Origin of the sequence: Nocardia sp. 852002-20019_SCH5090214, assembly GCF_001665865.1 — a bacterium.
Classification (GTDB): domain Bacteria; phylum Actinomycetota; class Actinomycetes; order Mycobacteriales; family Mycobacteriaceae; genus Nocardia; species Nocardia nova.
The window spans coordinates 1-1,150 of sequence record NZ_LZMK01000343.1 but is presented as its reverse complement, the minus strand read 5'-3'; the positions used below and the strand labels follow the sequence as shown (position 1 = coordinate 1,150).

The window sequence follows — 1,150 nt, the reverse complement described above, 5'->3', positions numbered from 1 at the left end:
ACCTAGTGTTCTGCGCCTGAAATCCGTTGGATATATCGAGCGAGGGAGTCGAGGATTTCCTCGGCGGTCTTGCGCCAGACGAACGGCCGGGGATTCTCGTTCCAGCATTCGATCCACGTGGTGACGTCTTTCTCCAGTGCCGCAACGCTTTTGTGGACACCGCGGCGGGTGAGTTGATCGGTGAGGTATCCGAACCAGCGTTCGACCTGATTGAGCCAGGACGACCCGGTCGGGGTGAAATGGACGTGGAAGCGAGGGTGCCGGGCGAGCCATTCGTTGACGATCGGGGTTTTGTGGGTGGCGAGGTTGTCGCAGACCAGATGGACATCGAGTTCGGCGGGAACCGTCTTGTCGATCGTGATCAGGAATTTCTTGAACTCGGTGGCCCGGTGACGGCGGTGCAGTTCGCCGATGACGGTGCCGTCGGCGATGTTGAACGCGGCGAACAGGCTGGTGGTGCCGTGGCGGGCGTAGTCGTGGGTGCGGCGCTCGGGCATGCCCGGCATCATCGGCAGCACCGGCTGGGAACGATCCAGAGCCTGCATCTGGCTCTTTTCGTCCACACACAAAACGACAGCCCGTTCGGGCGGATTGTGGTACAGGCCAACGACATCCACCACTTTCTCTACAAACAACGGGTCGGTCGACAGCTTGAATCCGTCGACCAGGTGGGGTTTCAACTCGAACCGCCGCCAGATCCGCCCGATCGTCGATCTCGACAGCCCGGTCCGCTCGGCCATTGACGACCGCGACCAATGCGTGGCATCACGCGGAGTCTGCTCCAAGGTCAACGCCAGCACCTGTTCCACCCGATCCAAAAGTATCGACGGCGGCCGGCCCGGCCGGGGTTCATCGACCAGGCCGGGCAGGCCGTGCTCGATGAAGCGTCTCCGCCACTTCGCCACGGTCATCGGCGTGACACCCACCGCTGCCGCCACATGCGCGTTCGCCGCACCCGGCTCCGCGCAGGCCAGCACGATCCGACACCGCAGCGCATACGCCTGCGTCGAAGTCGCCGCCCGCGCACCCCGCACCAATTCCCGACGCTGAGCCTCGGTCACCACCAAATCCGGCCCCGACCTCGGCCGCCCCGTCCTCGCCACCGACGAATCCTACAATTACCCAACGGATTTCAGGCGCAGAACACTAG

Annotated in this window: 1 protein-coding gene; it reads right to left on the bottom strand. The window is 63.7% G+C overall.

Annotation, left to right across the window (positions count from 1 at the left end; translation table 11 throughout):
* Positions 1 to 2 precede the first annotated feature (2 nt).
* Positions 3 to 1,103, bottom strand: coding sequence for an IS630 family transposase (locus A5780_RS27035; protein ID WP_064910090.1), 1,101 nt, complete (start codon positions 1,101 to 1,103; stop codon positions 3 to 5).
* Between the last annotated feature and the right edge of the window lie 47 nt (positions 1,104 to 1,150).